Raw genomic sequence first — 17932 nt, 5'->3', positions numbered from 1 at the left:
ACACATGACCACCTCCGTCGCACCGCGCTCGAACGAAGCGCCGGCCGGGACGGGGCGTCGCACGGGCGGGGCCGACGGTTCGCCGTCGGCCCCGGCCCGCCGGGTCCGCAAGGGCACCGACGTCCGCACCCGGGTCGAGATCGCCGTCCTCGCCGGTCCGGCGGTGATCATGTTCGTCGGGTTCGTCATCCTGCCCGTCGCACTCGCCGCCTACTACGGCTTCTACAAGTGGCAGGGCTACGGCGCCCCGGTCGACTTCGTCGGCCTGCAGAACTACACCGTGATCTTCACCGACCCCGACTTCCGGGCGGTGCTCTGGCACAACCTGTTCATCGTGATCGGCTCGCTCGTCGTGCAGGGCCCGATCGCGATCGTCCTCGCGCTGCTGCTCAACCAGCGGATCCGCGGCCGCGGGCTCATCCGCGTCCTCATCTTCCTGCCGTACGTCATCTCCGAGGTCATCGTCGGCACCGGGTGGAGCCTCATGCTCCAGTCGAGCGGTGCGCTCAACGACCTGCTGCAGAGCATCGGCCTGGGCGGCCTGCGGAACGACTGGCTGTCGAACCCCGACATCGCGCTCTGGACCCTGCTCGGGATCATCTCGTGGAAGTACATCGGCTTCGCGGTGATCCTCTTCCTCGCCGGCCTGCAGAGCATCCCCGAGGAACTGTTCGAGGCTGCGCAGCTCGACGGTGCGAGCTACTGGCAGATCCAGCGACGCATCACGCTGCCCCTCCTCGGACCGACGCTCCGCATCTGGGCGTTCCTGTCGATCATCGGGTCACTGCAGCTGTTCGACCTCGTCTACATCATCTGGGGGCAGTACATCGCCTCGACCGCCGGGACCTCGACGATGGCGACCTACATGGTCGGCAACGGCCGCCTGTCCGGCAACTACGGGTACGGCAACGCCGTCGCCGTGGTGATCTTCCTCATCTCGCTGGTCGTCGCCCTCGTCTACCAGCGGTTCGTCCTGCGCCGCGACACCGCCGGCGCCCTGACCGAGAAGAGCGACCGATGACCGCCACCGCCTCCATCGTCGCGCCGAAGCGCCGCCAGCGTGACACCGGACCCGTCCGGCGTGAGCGCAACCTCGGCACGTACTTCATCGCGCTGCTGTTCATCGCCGTGTGCATCGGCCCGGTCGCGTACATCGTGCTCGGCGGGTTCCGCACGAACTCGCAGATCACCGCGAGCCCGGCAGGGCTGCCGAACCCGTGGCAGATCGGCAACTACGTCACCGTCCTGACCAGCGGCGTGTTCTGGCAGCAGCTCGGCAACTCGGTGATCGCCGGCGTCACCACCACCCTCGGCGTGGTCGTGCTCGGCCTCATGGTGAGCTTCGTGCTCGCCCGGTACCGGTTCCGGGGGAGCGGCGCGCTCTACTCGCTGTTCGCGGCCGGCCTGATGTTCCCGATCACGGTCGCCATCACGCCGCTCTACATCCTCGTGAAGGACCTCGGCCTGACGAACAACCTGGCGGGCGTGATCCTCCCGCAGATCGCGTTCGCCCTGCCGACGACGGTCATCATCCTGGTGCCGTTCCTCCGCGCGATCCCGGACGAGCTCGAGGAGGCGGCCGCCATCGACGGCGCGAGCAAGCTCGGGTTCTTCTTCCGGATGGTCGTGCCGCTGTCGCTCCCCGGTGTCGTGACGGTCGGCATCCTCGCGTTCATCGGCAGCTGGAACAGCTACCTCCTGCCGCTGTTCATCCTGAACGACGCGTCGACCTACACGCTGCCGCTCGGGGTCCAGGCGTTCGCGTCCCAGTACTCGGTCGACACCGCCCGGGTACTCGCGTTCACCTCGCTCTCGATGATCCCGGCGCTCGTGTTCTTCGCGATCTTCCAGAAGCGCATCGTCGGCGGCCTGACCGGGGCGGTGAAGGGGTGACGGCGACGGACGCGACACGGACCGTCGGACGCGAGCCGCGCCTCCAGTCCGACCCGGGCCGTGTCGAGGACGCGACCGGCGCCGACCGCGCGACCGCCCTGCTCGCCGCCATGACGCTCGAGGAGAAGACCGCGCAGCTCGTCGGCTACTGGCTCGACCAGAACGGCGTGGTCGCCCCGATGCAGGGGGAGATGGCGGCGCACGACGACGCCGGCGGCCGCACCCTGGCCGACGTCACGCGCCACGGCCTCGGCCAGTTCACCCGCGTCTACGGCACCCGCCCCGTCGAGCCGGACGAGCGCGCGGCGTGGCTGTGGTCGGAGCAGCGACGACTCAAGCGCGAGACGCGACTCGGGATCCCGGCACTCGTGCACGAGGAGTGCCTCACCGGGCTCGCCGCCTGGAAGGCCGCCACGTTCCCGACGCCGCTGGCGTGGGGCGCTGCCTTCGACCCGGAGCTCGTCGAGCAGGTCGGCGAGGCGATCGGCGACTCGATGCGACAGCTCGGCGTGCACCAGGGCCTCGCCCCGGTGCTCGACGTCGTCCGCGACCCGCGGTGGGGGCGTGTGGACGAGTGCATCGGCGAGGACCCGTACCTCGTCGGGACCATCGGCACCGCCTACGTCCGGGGCCTGCAGCGGGCCGGGGTGGACGCGACGCTCAAGCACTTCCTCGGGTACTCCGCGTCGCAGGCGGGGCGGAACCACGCTCCCGTGCACGCCGGGCCGCGCGAGGTCGCGGACGTCTTCCTGCCGCCGTTCGAGATGGCGCTGCGCGACGGCGGGGCCCGGAGCGTCATGAACTCGTACGCCGAGGTCGACGGCGTGCCGGTCGCGGCGAACGGTGACCTGCTGACCGACCTGCTCCGTGGCCGGCTCGGGTTCGACGGCACGGTGGTCGCCGACTACTTCTCGGTCGCGTTCCTCGAGGTCATGCACGGCGTCGCCGCCGACCGTGGCGAAGCGGCCGCACTCGCCCTCACCGCGGGCATCGACGTCGAGCTGCCCACCGGGGACGCCTACCTCGGGCCGCTCGTCGACCGTGTCCGCTCCGGTGACGTCGACGAGTCGCTCGTCGACCGTGCGGTGCTCCGCGTGCTCCGGCAGAAGGAGCGGCTCGGGCTGCTCGACCCGGACGCGTTCGAGGACGAGCCGCCGACCGGGATCGACCTCGACACCCCTCGGCACCGGACGCTCGCGAAGGAGCTCGCGGCGCGGTCGCTCGTGCTGCTGTCGAACGGACCCGAGGCCCCGGTCCTGCCGCTGGCCCCGGGTGCGTCGGTAGCCCTGATCGGGCCGAACGCCGATCGTGCCGAGGCCCTGCAGGGCTGCTACTCCTTCGCCAACCACGTGCTTGCCGCGCACCCCGACCTGCCGCTCGGCTTCGCCATCCCGACCGTGCGCGAGGCGCTGACGGAGTCGCTCGGGGCCGACACCGTCCGGTTCGCCGCGGGCTGCGCGGTGACCGGCGACGACCGCTCCGGGTTCGACGACGCGGTCGCGGTCGCGGAGCGCTCCGACGTCGCGGTGGTCGTCGTCGGCGACCAGGCCGGACTGTTCGGCCGCGGGACCGTCGGCGAGGGGAACGACACCGAGTCCCTCGACCTGCCGGGCGTCCAGCGCGAGCTCGTCGAGGCGGTGGTCGCCACCGGCACGCCGACCGTCGTCGTGCTCCTGACCGGACGGCCGTACGCCATCGGGTGGGCGCTCGACGGCGACGCTCCCCGTCCGGCCGCGGTGGTGCAGGCGTTCTTCCCCGGCGAGGGCGGCGGTCTCGCGATCGCGGACCTCCTCACCGGCGCCGCCACACCGTCCGGTCGCCTGCCGGTCTCGCTCCCGCGGGCTGCCGGCGCGCAGCCGTACACGTACCTGCACCCGCGCCTCGGCGGGCCGTCCGACGTGACCGCGACCGACTCGACGCCCGTCCGGCCGTTCGGGTTCGGGCTCTCGTACACCTCCTTCGCGTACGAGGAGCTCGTCGTCGACCCGACCGTGTCCAGCGCGGGGGCCTTCGACGCGGGGGTGACGGTCCGGAACACCGGGGAGCGTGCGGGCGAGGACGTGGTGCAGCTGTACGGGCACGACGTGCAGGGGAGCGTCACCCGGCCGGTCGCCCAGCTGCTCGGCTACGCCCGGGTCGCGCTCGGCCCGGGGGAGTCCGTGCGCCTGCGGTTCAGCGTGCCCGTCCAGCGGTTCTCGTTCACCGACCGTGCCCTGCGGAAGGTGGTCGAGCCCGGGGACGTGGAGGTGTGGGTCGCGTCCCACGCCGCGGCGTCCGGACCGACCGGTGGGGTGCGCGCCGACGGGATCGTCGCGGTGGGCGGCGGGACCTGCCCCGCGCCCGTCCCCGGGTCCGCCACGGCGCGTGCGGTCGTCCGCGTCACCGGGCCGGTGCGCGAGGTCGAGCCGTCGGACCGGCGGACGGTCACCTGGGAGCGGGTCTGACCGGACCGACGACGGGACGGACGGGAGGCGCGGTGCGGGCTCGCACCGCGCCTCCCGTCGCGTCCGTGGCCGGCATCCGGGTCAGAGCATCCCGGTGAGCACCCCGCCGTCGGCGCGGACCGCCGCACCGTTCGTGGCGGACGCCCGCGGGCTGGCGAGGTAGGCGACGAGGTCCGCGATCTCGTCGGGCCGGATGAACCGTTCGAGCAGGGTCGTGCGGTTCTGCCCGATCACCGCGGCCTGCACGGCCTCGACCGGGGCGTCCTGCGCCGACGCGATCGTCTCGATCGTGGCCGCGACCCCGTCGGACCAGGTCGGGCCGCCGAGGACCGTGTTCACGGTGACGCCCGTCCCGCGGGTCCGCTTCGCCAGGCCGTTGCCGAGCGCGATCACCGCGGCCTTCGTGACGCCGTAGTGCACCATGTCGACGGGCACGTTCACGCCGGACTCGCTGCTGACGAACACGATCCGGCCCCAGCCGCGCTCGACCATCGGGTCGAGCAGTGCCCGGGACAGTCGGACGCCGCTCATCAGGTTGACGTCGAGGTACCGCTGCCACTCGGCATCGTCGACCGATCCGAAGTCGGCCAGGCCGAACAGTCCGACGTTGTTCACGAGCACGTCGACCTCCGGGAGCTGCTCGAGCAGCGCGTCCACCTGCGCCGGGTCGGCGAAGTCCGCCGGGATCCCGGACACTTCGGCGCCCGGGAGCGCCGCTCGCATCCGGGCGACGGCGGCGTCGACCCCCGTGCGTTCCCGTCCGTTCAGCACGACGCGGGCTCCCTCCGCCGCGAGGGCTGCTGCGACGGCGTACCCGATGCCCTGCGTCGAGCCACTGACGAACGCCGTCCGGCCCCTGATGTCGAGATTCACGTCGTACTCCTGTCGTGTCGTTCACTTGCCTGGGCAAGTCAATCGACGCAGGATCACTTGCCTGAGCAAGTCACGGTGGTACGCTCTCCCCATGCCGGACGACGTCGCCACCACCGGGCTCAGTGCTGAGGAGCTCGAGGTCTGGGTCGCCCTCGCGACCGTGCTCGAACGACTGCCGACCGCGCTCGACGCGCAGCTGCAGCGTGACAGCGGCCTGACGCACTTCGAGCACGGCGTCCTGTTCGCCCTCGACAGCGAACCCGACCGGACGCTGCGGATGAGCGTGCTCGCCGCCGCCGCGAGCGGCACCCTGTCGCGGCTGTCCCGCGCGGTGACACGGCTGGAGCAGAAGGGGTGGGTCCACCGCGTGGTCGACCCGACCGACGGGCGGTTCACCCTCGCCGTGCTCACCGACAGTGGGCACGAGCAGGTCGTGGCGTCCACGCCGGCGCACCAGGCGCTCGTCCGGCGGGTGGTCTTCGACGCGCTCACGCCGGCCCAGGTGCGGCAGCTCGGCGCGGTCAGTCGACGCATCGCCGAGGCCGTCGGCGGGACACCGGTGTGGTCCCCGCCGACGCGGTGAGTCAGGGGCGCGGCGGAGCCGTGTAGGACCCGTTCCGAACGTCCTCGACGAGTGACCGCTCGGACGGGTGCCAATCGTAGGTGGCCCGTGCCTTCGTCGCGAGGAGGTGTGTGGACGTCGTCAGCGTCCGGACCGCCGGGCCCATCTGCGCCTCGGCGACCTCGAGCGGGACGGAGACGCTCGGGGTGCCGGTGAGGTCGCCGATCGCCTCCGCGAGTTCCCGGAAGGTGAACGGCACCGAACCGACCGCGTTGACGACGCCGGCGACCGGGTGCTCGATCGCCCGGACGTACAGGTCGGCGAGGTCGTCGACGTGCACGGGGTACCAGGCGTTCGCACCGTCGCCGATGTACGTCGCGGCGCCGTTCGCGATGGCGGCGTCGATGAGGCCGGTGACGAGCCCGGTCCCGCCGCGGCCGAAGACGAGCCCGGCGCGGACGGCGATCCCGGTGATGCCCGGCGCGCCGAGCACGATGCGTTCGGCCTGCGCCTTGACCGGCTGGGCGCTGACCTCGGGAAGGACCGCGTCCTCGGTGACGTCCGTCGGGTCGAAGCCGTAGACGAGTCCGGTGGAGGTGTAGACGACGGGCTTCGGGGAGGTCCCGGTGGTTCCGGGCGTTCCGTTCGTTCCGGGCGTTCCGGGCGTTCCGTTCGTTCCGGCGGCTTCTGCTGCTCCGGCGGTGACGGCGCGGACGGCCGCGAGCTCGTCCTCGGTCGACTGGGCGGTCGGTGCGTAGTCCGAGGCCGCGTACACCACCGCGTCGGCGGCCGCGGCGGCTGTGCGGAGCACCTCGGTGTCGGCGATCGAGCCGGCGACGGGTACTGCGCCGGCCGCTCGCAGGCGGGCGGCGCTCTGCTCGGAACGGGCGAGCGCGGTGACGGAGTGGCCGGCGGAACGGAGGTGTTCGACGAGGACCGAGCCGAAGTAGCCGGTGCCGCCGATGACGAAGATCTGCATGGACGGCACGCTAAACTCTGACATCAGTGTCAAGGTCAAGCGAGGAGCAGCGACGATGCAGATCGGCGATCTGAGCCGGGCCAGCGGGGCGAGTGCCCGGTCGCTGCGCTACTACGAGCAGCTCGGGTTCATCCGGCCGGAGCGCCGGGCCAACGGCTACCGCGAGTACGACGAGTCCGACGTCGAGACCGTCGGCACGATCAAGATGCTCCTCGACCTCGGGCTGCCGACCGCGCTCATCGAACAGGTCCTGCCGTGCACCCGCGGCCGGAAGGTCGAGGACCAGTGCCCGGGCATCATCGACCAGGTCGTCGCGATCCGGGACGACATGGACGCGCGGGCGCAGCGGCTCCTCGCGACGAGGGACGCCCTGTCGGAGTCGCTCTCGCGCGTCGGACGCTGAACCGCTCCGCAGGCGGACTCCGCACGCGTGCAGCGACCGTCCCTAGGGTGACGCCATGCATGACGAACCTGACGGGGGCCAGCACCCGATCGTGCCGACCGCGCGCGGTGCCGTCCGCCACGGTCGCCAGCGGCGCGCAGCCCGCACCCTCTTCCCGGCGATCGGCGGCGTCCTCGCGATGGCACTCGTGCTCACGGGCGGGTACACGGCCTGGTCGTACGCGCAGCTCGACAGCGCCGTGACCAAGGTGCACGTGGCGCTCCCGCACCCCTCGGCGTCCGCCGACGTCGACGGGTCGGCCGAGAACATCCTGCTCGTCGGGGACGACCACCGTCCGGCCGACGCCACCCCGCAGGAGCTCGCCGAGCTCGGCACGCAGCTCGACGACGGGGCGACGAACACCGACACCATGATCGTGCTGCACATCCCCGCGGGCGGGGGCAGCGCGACGATGATCTCGTTCCCGCGCGACTCGTGGGTGCCGATCCCCGGCCACGGCACGTTCAAGCTGAACAGCGCGTTCTCGGACGGTGCTGCGAACGGCGGCGGCGACGCCGGTGGCATGCGCCTGCTCATCCAGACCATCGAGAACATCAGCGGCCTGCAGATCGACCACTTCGTGCGCGTCTCGCTGCTCGGCTTCTACCAGCTCGTGAAGGCGCTCGGGCCGATCCAGGTCTGCTTGAACGAACCCGCCCACGACCCGAACTCGAACGTCGACCTCCCCGCAGGGAACTCGACGCTGAACGCCTCGCAGGCGCTCTCGTTCGTCCGGCAGCGCGACGGGCTCCCGCGCGGTGACCTCGACCGCGAGGTCCGCCAGCAGTACTTCCTCTCGCAGGAGGCCCGCAAGGTCCTCTCCGCCGGCACCCTCCTCAACCCGGTGAAGGTGTCGGACCTGCTGCACGGTGTCGGGGACGCCGTGCAGATCGACGACGGCCTGAGCATCCCGAGCCTCGTCAACACGTTCCGCAGCATCGACCTGTCGAGCATCCGGTCGACGACCATCCCCACCGCGGGGACCCCGACCATCGACGGCTACTCGACGGTGGCGGTGGACTTCGGCGCGGTGCCGGCGTTCATCCAGGGCATCGTGGGCGCGCCCGCGGCGTACACGGCGGCGAAGGCGGCGTCCCCGTCGAGCGTGCACGTGTCCGTGCAGAACGGCGGCTCCACGCCGGGCGGCGCGACGGCCGCCTCGGCAGCGCTCACGGCGAAGGGGTTCGTGGTCGGGGCGCCGAGCGACACCACCACCACGGCGGCCACGGTCGTCGAGTACCCGAAGGGCGCCGAGGCCGCGGCGAAGGCCGTCGTGGCGGCGGTCCCCGGAGCCACGGCGGTCCTGTCGGCCACGGTGTCGGGGGTGACGCTCGTGCTCGGGACCGACGGGCACACGGTCGGGGCCGCGGGGGCTGCCGGGTCCGGATCCGGGTCCGGTTCCGGCGCGGGTTCGGCCGGTTCCGGCTCTACCGGCTCCGGCTCGGGTTCGGCCGGTTCCGGCTCCGGCACGGGCGCTCGCTCCGGGTCGTCCGGGTCCGGCGCCGCCGGTTCGTCCGGTGCCGGGTCGTCCGCACCCGCGGCCACCCCGTCGTCCACCCCGGTCGGCAACGCGTACGGCAAGCAGGGCACCTGCATCAACTGATCGCACCCCCGGCCACCGCGCCGTGTCAGCATGGAGCGTGCTGACCGTCGGGATCCTCGTCGTCGCGGGCGTGGTGGCCGGGGTGATCGGCACCGCCGGCGGGATCACCTCGCTCGTGGCCTACCCGGCGCTGCTTGCCGTCGGGGTCCCGCCGCTCGCCGCGAACGTCACGAACTCCGTCGCGCTCATCGGCAGCGGTGCGAGCTCCGCGTTCCGCGCGCGGCACGAGGTGCGCGCCGAACCAGCTGTCCTGCGTCGCTGGATGCCGACGACCGTCGCCGCCTCGCTCGCGGGCGCGGTGCTCCTGGTCGTCACACCGGCGCACCTCTTCGACCGAATCGTCCCGTTCCTCGTGCTCGCCGGGGGGCTGCTCCTGCTGCTGCAGCCGTTCATCGACCGTCGTCGTGCACGGGCGGCCGGTGCCGCCGCGGGTGGGCACGGCGCCGCCGCCTCGGCCGGGATCGTCGGGGTCGGCGTCTACAACGGGTACTTCGGCGCCGGGTCCGGTGTGCTCATGATCGCCGTGCTGCTGCTCACCGGGGAGCCGTCCCTGCACCGTGCGAACGCCGTGAAGAACGTGCTGCTCCTCGCCGCGGACCTGCTGCCGGCGGTCGTGTTCGCGGTGTCCGGGCACGTCGTGTGGTCCGCCGCCGTGGCCCTCGGCGCGGGGGCGGTGGTCGGCGGGCTCATCGGACCGACCGTCGCCCGGCGGGTGCCGCACGGGGTCCTCCGGGTCGCGATCGCGTGCTGCTCGGTCGCGCTCGCCGTGTACCTGTTCGTCACGGTGGCGTCGTCCTGATCCGCGGGGACGGTGGTCCCTGACGCCCCGGGACGACCGTCCGGATCGGTACGGTGGTCGGCATGGCACGATTCACGCCCCCAGCCGCCGACGCCGTCCGCGCACGCCTCCTGCTCGCCGCGCGCGACGAGTTCGCCACGGCGGGGCTCGTCGGCGGCAAGGTCGAGCGGATCGCCGCCGCCGCGTCGAGCAACAAGGCGCAGGTCTTCCACTACTTCGGCAGCAAGGAGGGGTTGTTCGACGCGCTCGTCGAGCAGACCGTCGCCGAGACCTTCGACCTCGTCCCGCTCGACACCGACGACCTGCCCGGGTTCGCCGGCCGGTTGCACGACTCGTGGACCGAGCGGCCCTGGGCCCAGCGGCTGGCGACCTGGCACCGGCTCGAGCGCGCGTCGGCCGCTCCGCTCGAGGCGATCGTCGAACGCCGGACCACGATGGTCGCCGAGGTCGAGCGGGCGCAGCGGGCCGGCGTCCTGCCGCGCAGCTACCGACCCGCGGTGCTGCTCGGCCTCGTGCTGCACCTCGCGGCGTTCTGGAGCGAGGCCTCCGCGGAGTCCGAGGCCCTGACGCGCGCGGTGGTGCCGGCGCGGCGACGGCAGATCGTCGTCGACGCGGTCACGTCACTCGTCTGCAGCTGACGGTCAGGACCCCGCGCCGAACGGCAGGCCGAGGCCGAGGCCGAACGGCACGCCCAACCCGAGGAAGCCGGACGCGGCGACGGCGGCCGGCAGCACGACCGTGACGAGCGTCAGCGTCGCGCCGATGAGCACCGCCGCGAAGGCGAGGCCGTCGCCGCGCTCGCCGGTGCGCCGGACCTCACGGCGGGCGATGAACCCGACGACGACCCCGCCGATCGGCGCGACGAAGGCGAGCGCGATGGCCACGACCGCGATGAGGCTCAGCGGAGCGACCGAGGTCGGAGCACCAGCGGTCGGCGCGGCGTCGGGTCGGGTGGCGGGCGAGTGGGCTCCGGGAGCGATGTCGGTCACGGCGACCGAGCCTAGGAGCGCGCCGACCGACGGGGGAGTACCCAGTCCTGGTGGCGTGGAGGGACTCCGGTGTGCCACGCTCGGTCCGTGGACGACGGACTCCTCTACGACCTCTGCAGCCGAGCGCGGCGCGTGCACATGCGAGCCGGCGGGTCGGAGCCGGCGCTCCGCGGGCTGACGGACTTCATCTCCGCCGCAGCCGATCCCCGGGGCACCTACTCCGACGCAGCCCTCGTGGCGCTCGTCGAAGCGGCGCCGGACCCGGTCGGGTTCCGGTGGGGGCTGGAGCGGCTCGAAGCGGTGAGTGCCATCCGGACCGTCCCGCCGTCGGACTACTCCGCCGACGAGGTGGCCGAGTACGAGGACGCCCAGGCCGCCCTGCTGCGCCGGATCGGCCGCGACAGCGGGGAGCCCGCGCCGGGCCCCGTCCAGGTCGTGAAGAACGTCCTGGAGCAGTTCGTCCGCCGCTGGTACTGACCCGCGCGCCGCCCGGCGGCTCAGCCCCGCTCGCGCAGGAACGCCACCTGCCGCTCCCAGTGCGCGAACCCGCCGCCCTCGTGCCCGTTGTACGGGTACACCTCGATCGCCTTGTCCACCGAGCCGAGCGCGTTGTAGGCCGCGAAGGTCGTCCGCGGCGGGACCACGTCGTCCATGAGCGCGACGGAGAACAGCGCCGGCGCGGTGATCCCCGCCGCGAAGTGCACCCCGTCGAAGTACGCGGCCGTGTCCCACACGGTGTCGATCGCATCGCGGTGCACGGACAGGTACCGCGCGAGCTCGAGGTACGGACCACCCACGGCGACGGCGGTGCCGTTCTCCCAGTCGCTGAGGAACGCGACGTCCGGCAGGAGCGCCGTGATCGGTCCGACGTGCGCCTCGACCAGCGCGGCCGCGGCGATGGTGATCCCGCCGCCCTGGCTCCCGCCGGTCAGCGCGATGCGGTCCGGGTCGACGCCCGGCAGCGAGCGGACGGCGTCGACGAGTCGGACGGCGTCGGTGTACACGCGCCGGTAGTAGTGGTCGGCGGGGGACCCGATGCCGCTCGTCATCCAGCCGCCGATGTGCGGGCCGGAGCCGTGCGGGTCCGGGGTGTCGCCGCCGGAGCCCCACCCGCTGCCCTGGCCGCGGGTGTCCATCACGACGTGCACGTACCCGGCGAGGGCCCACGCGACCCGCTCGCCCGGCAGCCCGCGACCGCCGTTGTAGCCGAGGAACTCGACGACGACCGGCAGCGGCCCGGAGGTGTCGACCGGCCGCGAGACCCAGGCCCGGACGGGGTCACCGGCGAAGCCCGGGAAGGTGAGGTCCTCGATGACGAGTCCGGTCACCGGGGTGTCGGCGGCGGCGAGGACGGGGTCGGTGCCCGACCCGGCGGCCCGGGCGTCGGCGACGGTCTCGGCCCAGAAGGCGTCGAAGTCGTCCGGCCGGCGGACGTCGGGTCGGTAGGCGCGCAGGGCGTCGAGGGGCAGGTCGGTGTACGGCATGTGGTCTCCTCCGGGCAGACCTTGGCGGATCGGGCGTACATGGTCGGAACGTCCGACCAGGTACGCCCGATCGTGCCAGGCGTTGCGATGTCGTGGCAGCCGCTCAGCGCGCGGCGGCCCGGTACTGCTCGAGCACCTCGGGGTGCGGGTCGCCGGCCACGACCGTGGTCGCCGTCTCCCACGCCGGCAGGCTCCCGGTGAGCACCCACGCCGCCTGCTTCGCCGCGCCGGCCGCCACGTACTCGCCCGGCTCCGGCACGAGGACGTCACGACCGAACACCTGCGCAGCGACGACCCGGACGGCCTCGTTGCGTGCGGCACCGCCGATGAGCAGCAGCCGCTCGACGGTGACACCGGTGCCCTCGACCGCCGCGAGGCCGTCCGCGAGCGCGCACAGCATCCCCTCGACCGCGGCCCGGGCGAGGTGCGCCCGGTCCGTCGTCCCCGGCGTCATGCCGAGCAGCGAGGCCGTCGCGTCCGGTCGGTTCGGCGTGCGCTCGCCGACGAAGTACGGCACGAGCACGAGCCCGTCGGCACCCGCCGGCGCCTGCAGCGCCAGCTCGCCGAGCGCGTCGTGGTCCACGCCGAGCAGGCCGCCGATCACCTCGAGCACGCGCGCCGCGTTGAGCGTCGTGACGATCGGGAGGCGCGAGCCGCTCCCGTCGGCGAAGCCCGCCACGGTCCCGCTCGGGTCGCGCACCTCGGCGTCGGTGACCCCGAAGACCGTGCCGCTCGTGCCGAGGGACACCGCGACGTCACCCGGGCCGAGTCCGAGGCCGAGCGCTGCCCCGGCGTTGTCGCCGAGTCCGGCGCCGACGAGGAGCCCCGAGGGCGCCACGGCGTCGTTCGGCAGCTGGACGTCCGCGGTGAGCGTGCCCATCGCCTCGTCGGGCAGGACGACCCGCGGCACGACGACGGAGTCCGCGGAACCCGTGGCACCGGCGACGCGCATCGGTCGTCCGAGCGCCGACTCGAACAGCTCCGCGTCGTACTCGCGCCGCACCGGGTCCCAGTAGGCCGTGCCACTGGCGTCGGAGCCGTCGGTGGCGAGGGCGTCGAGGTCGGGGCCGAGCGGACTCTCGTCGGCCGGACCGTACCCGCGCAGCCGCCACGACAACCAGTCGTGGGGGAGGGCGACGGCCGCGACCCGGCCGGCGTTCTCGGGTTCCGCGTCGCGGAGCCACCGCAGCTTGGTACCGGTGAACGACGCCACCGGCACCAGACCCGTGCGGGCGACCCATGCCTCCTGGCCCAGCTCCGCGACCATCTGCGCGGCCGCGTCGGCACTGCGGACGTCGTTCCACAGCAGCGCGTCGCGGACCACGCGGCCGTCCGCGTCCACCGCCACCATGCCGTGCTGCTGCCCGGCGATCGCGACGGCACCGACGTCGGCGAGCCCACCGGCGTCCGCGACGGCCGTGCCGAGCGCGTCCCACCAGTGGCGGGGGTCGACGGACGTGCCGTCCGGGTGGGACGCGCGTCCCTCCCGGACGACGGCGCCGGTCGCGGTGTCACGGATCGTGACCTTGCAGGACTGGGTCGACGAGTCGACCCCTGCGACGAGCTGCTGACTCAACGAGCGCCCATGAGGTGCTCGATGGCGAGCTGCTGCAGCTTCACGAAGCCGAAGCCCTTGCCGCCGAAGTACGCGTCGGCGTCGAAGTCCTCGTACGCGGAGCGGTCGGCGAGGAACGCGTCGTACGACTCGCCGTCGTTGAGCGTCGGCGTCGACAGCTCGCCGACCTTCGACGCCTCGAGCGCTGCCTGCACCTCGGGGTCGGCGCGGAACGCCTGCGCGCGCTCCTTGAGCAGGAGGTACATGCGCATGTTCGCGGCCGCGGAGTCCCAGACGCCCGTGATGTCCTCGGTGCGGCTCGGCTTGTAGTCGAAGTGGCGGGGGCCGTCGTACGCCGGGCCGCCCTGGGGTGCACCGTGCTCGAGCAGGTCGACGAGCGAGAACGCGTTCTGCAGGTCGCCGTGCCCGAAGACGAGGTCCTGGTCGTACTTGATGCCGCGCTGACCGTTGAGGTCGATGTGGAAGAGCTTGCCCTGGTAGAGCGCCTGGGCGATGCCGGCCGTGAAGTTCAGCCCGGCCATCTGCTCGTGGCCGACCTCGGGGTTGATGCCGAAGAGTTCCGGGCGCTCGAGCGTCTCGGTGAACGCGATCGCGTGGCCGAGGGTCGGCAGCAGGATGTCGCCGCGGGGCTCGTTCGGCTTCGGCTCGATGGCGAACCGGATGCCGTAGCCCTTGTCGGTGACGTACTGGGCGAGGAGGTTCACGGCCTCGCGGTAGCGCTCGAGCGCCGCCTGCACGTCCTTCGCGCTGTCGTACTCGGCACCCTCGCGGCCGCCCCACATCACGAACGTCGACGCGCCGAGCTCGGCGGCGAGGTCGATGTTGCGCAGGACCTTGCGGAGCGCGAACCGGCGCACCTGGCGGTCGTTCGAGGTGAAGCCGCCGTCCTTGAACACCGGGGCGGAGAAGAGGTTCGTCGTGACCATCGGCACGACGATGCCGGTGGCGTCGAGGGCACCCTTCAGGCGGTCGATCTGCGTCTGGCGCTCGGCGTCGGTCGAGCCGAACGCGAAGAGGTCGTCGTCGTGGAAGGTCAGGCCGTAGGCGCCGAGCTCGTCGAGCTTCTCGACGGCCTCGACCACGTCGAGGGCGGGGCGGGTCGGGCCGCCGAAGGGGTCGGATCCGTTGTAGCCGATGGTCCAGAGACCGAAGGAGAACTTGTCTGCACGGGTGGGCGTCGTTGCCATGGTGGTCACCGTTCGTCGTCGAAACAAAATGTTGCCGCGCCCAACATAAGCGGTAGTGTTGACTCTGGCAAGGCGTGATCGCAAGGGAGCGAGCGGATGGCACAGGACCGACTTCGAGTGGCCATGGTGGGCCACGGCTTCATGGGAGCCGCGCACTCACAGGGGTGGCGCACCGCACCGAGGTTCTTCGACCTCGGGGTCGAACCGGAGATGGCCGTCATCGTCGGCCGTGACCCGGAACGGACCGAGGCGGCGCGGCAGCAGTACGGCTGGCAGGCCGCGTCCACCGACTGGCGCGCCGTGGTCACCGACCCGGACATCGACGTCGTCGACATCTGCTCGCCCGGCTCGTCCCACGTCGAGGTCGCGATCGCGGCGCTCGAGGCCGGCAAGCACGTCCTGTGCGAGAAGCCCCTCGCCAACACCGTCGCCGAGGCCGAGGCGATGACCGCGGCGGCCGCCGCCGCACGGGCGGACGGCGTCCGCGCGATGGTCGGCTTCAGCTACCGCCGGGTGCCCGCCATCGCGTTCGCGAAGCGGCTGGTGGAGGACGGGAGGCTCGGCACCGTCCGACAGGTCCGCGCGCTCTACCTGCAGGACTGGCTCGCCGACGAGGACGGCCCGATGACGTGGCGGCTCGACAAGGCGCTCGCCGGCTCCGGCTCGCTCGGCGACATCGGCGCGCACGCGATCGACCTCGTCGAGCACGTCACGGGCGCACAGCTGTCGACCGTGTCCGGCACCCTCGAGACCTTCGTGACCGAACGTCCGCTGATGGCCGAGGGTGTCGGGCTGTCCGGCACCGCCTCGACCGAACGCGGGCAGGTCACCGTCGACGACGCCGCCTTCTTCCTCGGACGGCTCGCCGGTGGCGCTGCCGACGGGGCGATCGGCACGTTCGAGGCGACGCGCTACGCGACCGGCCGGAAGAACGGCCTCACGCTCGAGATCAGCGGGTCGGCGGGCGCGATCCAGTTCGACCTCGAGTCGATGAACGAGCTGCGCTTCTACGACGCCACCGCCCCCGCGGGCGAGCAGGGCTTCCAGCGGATCCTCGTCACCGAGCCCGAGCACCCGTACATGGCCGCCTGGTGGCCGACCGGGCACCTCATCGGGTACGAGCACACCTTCAGCCACGAGGTGAAGGACTTCGTCGAGGCGATCGTCGCGGGCACCGACCCGTCGCCGTCGTTCGAGGACGGGCTGCACGTGCAGCGGGTCCTCGACGCGGTCGAGCGGAGCGCCGCCGACGGCAGCGCCTGGACGGTGATCTGAGTGGCTCCGACGAAGCACGCCCTCGTCGTCCGCGGCGGGTGGGACGGGCACATGCCGGTCGAGACCACCGACGCGTTCGTGCCGTTCCTGCGGGACAACGGGTTCCACGTGCAGGTGTCGGACTCGACCGCGGTGTACGCCGACGAGTCGGTCATGGCGGACATCGACCTGATCGTGCAGGTCGTCACGATGTCCACCATCGCCGACGACGAGTTCGCCGGGCTGCAGCGGGCCGTCCTCGGCGGCGCCGGCCTCGCGGGCTGGCACGGCGGGATCGCGGACGCGTTCCGCAACACCGCCGACTACCTCCACATGATCGGCGGCCAGTTCGCGCACCACGCGGGGAAGCACCCGTCGGAGCGCACCGGCGAGCAGTCCGACAACTACATCCCGTACACGGTGCACATCACCGACCTCGGCCACGAGCACCCGATCACGCAGGGCATCGAGGACTTCGACCTCGTGACCGAGCAGTACTGGGTGCTCTCCGACGAGTACAACGACGTGCTGGCGACGACCACGCAGGAGGCGCGGGACTTCGACGCCTGGAACCGTCCGGTCGCCGCGCCGGCGATCTGGACCCGGCAGTGGGGAGAGGGACGCGTGTTCGTCTCGGCACCCGGGCACCGGCTCGAGGTCGTCGAGTCGCAGCCGCTCCGCACGATCATCGAGAGGGGACTCCTGTGGGCAGCCCGGTGAACGGTCCGGCACTGCGGGTCGGTGTCGTCGGTGTCGGCAACATCAGCCAGCAGTACTTCGAGCACTTCCCGGCGCTGCCCGGCCTGGCGCTCACGGCCGTGGCGGACCTCGACGTCGACCGTGCCCGGTCGGTCGGCGACGCCCAGGGTGTCCGGGGCACGAGCGTCGACGAGCTCCTCGCCGCGGACGACGTCGACGTCGTGCTCAACCTGACGATCCCGGCCGCGCACGCCGAGGTGGCCACCCGGGCCCTCGACGCCGGCAAGCACGTCTACGGCGAGAAGCCGCTCGCACTCGCGACGGCCGAGGCCGCACCGGTGCTCGAACTGGCCGCACGCTCGGGCCTGCGGGTCGGCAGCGCGCCGGACACCGTGCTCGGGACGGGGATCCAGACCGCGCGCGCAGCCCTCGACGACGGGCTGATCGGCGACCCGGTCGGTGCCGCGGTGTCGTGGAGCGCTCCGGGGCACGAACTCTGGCACCCGGCGCCGGCGTTCTACTACCAGCCCGGCGGCGGCCCGCTGCTCGACATGGGGCCGTACTACCTGACGAGCCTCGTGCAGTTCTTCGGCCCCGTCGCCCGGGTCAGCGGCAGCGCCACCCGGTCGACCCGTGAGCGGACCATCGCGACCGGGCCGTTCGCCGGCGCACCGATCCCCGTCGACGTCGACACCCACGTCGTCGCCGTGCTCGAACACGCCAGCGGAGTCGTCTCCACGGTCACCGTCTCGTTCGAGGTGTGGGCGACCCGGGCGCCGCTGTTCGAGGTGCACGGCACCGCGGGCAGTCTCGCCGTCCCAGACCCGAACCGCTTCTCGGACCCGGTGTCGATCGCGACGGCCGACGACCGCGAGTGGCGCGAGCTGCCCGTGTCGGCCGGGTACGCCGACGCCGGCCGCGGGTACGGACTCGCGGACATGGCGCACGCGATCGCGACCGACCGACCGCACCGGGCGTCGGGGGACCTCGCGTTCCACGTGCTCGAGGTCATGGAGGCCGTCCAGACCGCCTCGCGGGAGCACACCGTCGTCACGGTGGCATCCCGCGTCGACCGGCCGGAGACGGTCCCCGCCGGCGCGACCCCGGGATCATGGTGACCAGCACACGCAGCGAGGAAGGACGACGAC

At 72.7% G+C, this 17932-nt stretch carries 18 protein-coding genes; 12 read left to right on the top strand and 6 right to left on the bottom strand.

The genetic code is table 11. From position 1 onward, the window contains the following. Positions 1 to 4 precede the first annotated feature (4 nt). The 3 genes from BIV03_RS08030 (at position 5) to BIV03_RS08020 (ending at position 4337) form a co-directional block, all read left to right on the top strand. The gene (locus BIV03_RS08030; protein WP_071295285.1) at positions 5 to 1021 is read left to right on the top strand and encodes a carbohydrate ABC transporter permease; all 1017 of its coding nucleotides are present in this window, start codon (positions 5 to 7) and stop codon (positions 1019 to 1021) included. Then, positions 1018 to 1893 carry a carbohydrate ABC transporter permease gene (locus BIV03_RS08025; protein WP_070416818.1) on the top strand — a complete coding sequence of 292 codons (876 nt, stop codon included), beginning with the start codon at positions 1018 to 1020 and terminating at the stop codon, positions 1891 to 1893. The genes BIV03_RS08030 and BIV03_RS08025 overlap by 4 nt, the downstream gene beginning before the upstream one ends. 110 nt (positions 1894 to 2003) lie before the next feature. Continuing rightward, a complete protein-coding gene (locus BIV03_RS08020; protein WP_083403296.1) occupies positions 2004 to 4337 on the top strand; it encodes a glycoside hydrolase family 3 N-terminal domain-containing protein in 2334 nt (777 codons plus the stop codon). 81 nt (positions 4338 to 4418) lie between these two features. Here BIV03_RS08020 and BIV03_RS08015 read toward each other — a convergent pair whose 3' ends face one another. Beyond that, positions 4419 to 5210 carry an SDR family NAD(P)-dependent oxidoreductase gene (locus BIV03_RS08015; protein ID WP_071295284.1) on the bottom strand — a complete coding sequence of 264 codons (792 nt, stop codon included), beginning with the start codon at positions 5208 to 5210 and terminating at the stop codon, positions 4419 to 4421. A gap of 91 nt (positions 5211 to 5301) precedes the next feature. Here BIV03_RS08015 and BIV03_RS08010 point away from each other — a divergent pair, with 91 nt between their 5' ends. Next, positions 5302 to 5793: a MarR family winged helix-turn-helix transcriptional regulator gene (locus tag BIV03_RS08010; RefSeq protein WP_071295283.1), complete on the top strand. Its 492-nt coding sequence runs from the start codon at positions 5302 to 5304 to the stop codon at positions 5791 to 5793. 1 nt (position 5794) lies between these two features. On the opposite strand, the gene BIV03_RS08005 is transcribed toward BIV03_RS08010, so the two are convergent. After that, the gene (locus tag BIV03_RS08005) at positions 5795 to 6751 is read right to left on the bottom strand and encodes an NAD-dependent epimerase/dehydratase family protein (protein ID WP_071295282.1); all 957 of its coding nucleotides are present in this window, start codon (positions 6749 to 6751) and stop codon (positions 5795 to 5797) included. A 55-nt stretch (positions 6752 to 6806) separates the two neighbouring features. On the opposite strand from BIV03_RS08005, the gene BIV03_RS08000 reads away from it, so the two are divergent. The 4 genes from BIV03_RS08000 (at position 6807) to BIV03_RS07985 (ending at position 10233) form a co-directional block, all read left to right on the top strand. After that, positions 6807 to 7154 (top strand): MerR family transcriptional regulator, encoded by a 348-nt coding sequence (locus BIV03_RS08000; protein ID WP_070416814.1) that lies wholly within the window; start codon positions 6807 to 6809, stop codon positions 7152 to 7154. 55 nt (positions 7155 to 7209) lie between these two features. Next, positions 7210 to 8796: an LCP family protein gene (locus BIV03_RS07995; protein WP_175475769.1), complete on the top strand. Its 1587-nt coding sequence runs from the start codon at positions 7210 to 7212 to the stop codon at positions 8794 to 8796. A 37-nt stretch (positions 8797 to 8833) separates the two neighbouring features. Then, a complete protein-coding gene (locus tag BIV03_RS07990; protein ID WP_175475767.1) occupies positions 8834 to 9595 on the top strand; it encodes a sulfite exporter TauE/SafE family protein in 762 nt (253 codons plus the stop codon). 62 nt (positions 9596 to 9657) lie between these two features. Next, the gene (locus BIV03_RS07985; protein WP_071295337.1) at positions 9658 to 10233 is read left to right on the top strand and encodes a TetR family transcriptional regulator; all 576 of its coding nucleotides are present in this window, start codon (positions 9658 to 9660) and stop codon (positions 10231 to 10233) included. Between the two features lie 3 nt (positions 10234 to 10236). Here the strand turns inward: BIV03_RS07985 and BIV03_RS19555 are convergent, their stop codons facing one another. Next, a complete protein-coding gene (locus BIV03_RS19555; RefSeq protein ID WP_071295280.1) occupies positions 10237 to 10584 on the bottom strand; it encodes a DUF4190 domain-containing protein in 348 nt (115 codons plus the stop codon). Between the two features lie 87 nt (positions 10585 to 10671). On the opposite strand from BIV03_RS19555, the gene BIV03_RS19550 reads away from it, so the two are divergent. Continuing rightward, positions 10672 to 11061, top strand: a complete 390-nt coding sequence (locus BIV03_RS19550; protein ID WP_071295279.1) for a hypothetical protein — start codon at positions 10672 to 10674, stop codon at positions 11059 to 11061. A 20-nt stretch (positions 11062 to 11081) separates the two neighbouring features. Here the strand turns inward: BIV03_RS19550 and BIV03_RS07970 are convergent, their stop codons facing one another. The 3 genes from BIV03_RS07970 to xylA form a co-directional block, all read right to left on the bottom strand. Then, positions 11082 to 12068, bottom strand: coding sequence for an acetylxylan esterase (locus tag BIV03_RS07970; RefSeq protein ID WP_071295278.1), 987 nt, complete (start codon positions 12066 to 12068; stop codon positions 11082 to 11084). A gap of 103 nt (positions 12069 to 12171) precedes the next feature. After that, a complete protein-coding gene (locus BIV03_RS07965; protein WP_071295277.1) occupies positions 12172 to 13644 on the bottom strand; it encodes a xylulokinase in 1473 nt (490 codons plus the stop codon). Beyond that, complete coding sequence (gene xylA, locus BIV03_RS07960) at positions 13641 to 14831, bottom strand: xylose isomerase (RefSeq protein ID WP_071295276.1); 1191 nt, start codon at positions 14829 to 14831, stop codon at positions 13641 to 13643. The genes BIV03_RS07965 and xylA overlap by 4 nt, the downstream gene beginning before the upstream one ends. Positions 14832 to 14927: 96 nt before the next feature. On the opposite strand from xylA, the gene BIV03_RS07955 reads away from it, so the two are divergent. From BIV03_RS07955 to BIV03_RS07945, 3 genes are read left to right on the top strand one after another with little or no spacing between them, the layout of a single operon-like run. Then, complete coding sequence (locus tag BIV03_RS07955; RefSeq protein ID WP_071295275.1) at positions 14928 to 16106, top strand: Gfo/Idh/MocA family protein; 1179 nt, start codon at positions 14928 to 14930, stop codon at positions 16104 to 16106. Next, positions 16107 to 16805: a ThuA domain-containing protein gene (locus BIV03_RS07950; protein WP_083403282.1), complete on the top strand. Its 699-nt coding sequence runs from the start codon at positions 16107 to 16109 to the stop codon at positions 16803 to 16805. After that, complete coding sequence (locus BIV03_RS07945; RefSeq protein ID WP_071295274.1) at positions 16790 to 17902, top strand: Gfo/Idh/MocA family protein; 1113 nt, start codon at positions 16790 to 16792, stop codon at positions 17900 to 17902. Before BIV03_RS07950 ends, BIV03_RS07945 begins: the two co-directional genes overlap by 16 nt. The last annotated feature ends 30 nt before the right edge of the window (positions 17903 to 17932 follow it).

It is taken from the genome of Curtobacterium sp. MCBA15_016, assembly GCF_001865105.1.
Taxonomy (GTDB): Bacteria; Actinomycetota; Actinomycetes; order Actinomycetales; family Microbacteriaceae; genus Curtobacterium.
The sequence above is the reverse complement of the archived record's forward strand: the minus strand, read 5'-3'. Positions and strand labels throughout refer to the sequence as shown.